Origin of the sequence: Nocardiopsis sp. CC223A, assembly GCF_030766825.1 — a bacterium.
In the GTDB taxonomy this organism is placed as follows: domain Bacteria; phylum Actinomycetota; class Actinomycetes; order Streptosporangiales; family Streptosporangiaceae; genus Nocardiopsis.
This window is the reverse complement of the sequence record NZ_JASFDV010000179.1, coordinates 1-1,242: the sequence shown is the minus strand read 5'-3', so window position 1 is coordinate 1,242 and position 1,242 is coordinate 1. Positions and strand designations below refer to the sequence as shown.

1 protein-coding gene is annotated in these 1,242 nt (G+C 71.7%); it reads left to right on the top strand.

Translation table 11 applies throughout. The features are described from left to right. Positions 1 to 1,242 (top strand): serine hydroxymethyltransferase (gene glyA / locus QJS33_RS31240; protein WP_306371669.1); only part of this gene is annotated, 1,242 nt, incomplete at both ends.

The following is a 1,242-nucleotide window of genomic DNA, read 5'->3' as shown; positions in this document are numbered from 1 at the left end:
CTCAACCAGAGCCTGAGCGAGCTCGATCCGGAAGTCGCGGCCGCGGTCGACGCGGAACTGGGCCGCCAACGCGACACCCTGGAAATGATCGCCTCGGAGAACTTCGCCCCCCAGGCCGTCATCGAGGCCCAGGGCACCGTCCTGACCAACAAGTACGCCGAGGGCTACCCCGGCCGCCGCTACTACGGCGGATGCGAGCACGTCGACGTGATCGAACAGCTCGCCATCGACCGGGCCAAGACCCTGTTCGGCGCCGAGCACGCCAACGTGCAACCCCACTCGGGCGCCCAGGCCAACACCGCCGTGTACTTCGCCCTGCTCACCCCGGGCGACACCATCCTCGGCCTGGACCTGGCCCACGGCGGCCACCTGACCCACGGCATGCGGATCAACTACTCCGGCAAGGTCCTCAACGCCGTGGCCTACCACGTCCGCGACCAGGACGGCACCGTCGACTACGACGAGGTCGCCGCCCTGGCCGAGGAACACCGCCCCAAGATGATCGTCGCGGGCTGGTCCGCCTACCCCCGCCAGCTGGACTTCGCCCGGTTCCGCCAGATCGCCGACTCCGTGGACGCCCTGCTCATGGTCGACATGGCGCACTTCGCCGGCCTGGTCGCGGCGGGCCTGCACCCCAACCCGGTGCCGTTCGCCGACGTGGTCACCACCACCACGCACAAGACCCTGGGCGGCCCGCGCGGCGGCCTGATCCTCACCACCGCCGAACTGGCCAGGAAGATCAACTCCGCGGTGTTCCCCGGCATGCAGGGCGGCCCGTTGGAGCACGTGATCGCGGCCAAGGCCGTGGCGCTCAAGGTCGCGGCGGGCGAGGAGTTCGCCGACCGGCAGCGCCGCACCGTCTCCGGCGCCCGGCTGCTCGCCGAGCGGCTGACCCGGCCCGACGCCGCCGCGGCCGGCGTCAAGGTGGCCTCCGGGGGCACCGACGTGCACCTGGTGCTGGTCGACCTGGTGGACTCCGAGCTCAACGGCCAAGAGGCCGAGGACCGGCTGCACTCGATCGGGATCACGGTCAACCGCAACGCGGTGCCCAACGACCCGCGGCCGCCGATGGTCACCTCGGGGCTGCGGATCGGCACCCCGGCGCTGGCCACCCGCGGGTTCGGCGACGAGGACTTCACCGAGGTCGCCGACATCATCGCCGAGGCCCTCAAGCCCGGGTTCGACGCCGCGTCGCTGCGCGCCCGGGTCCGGACACTGACCGAGAAGTACCCGCTCTACCCC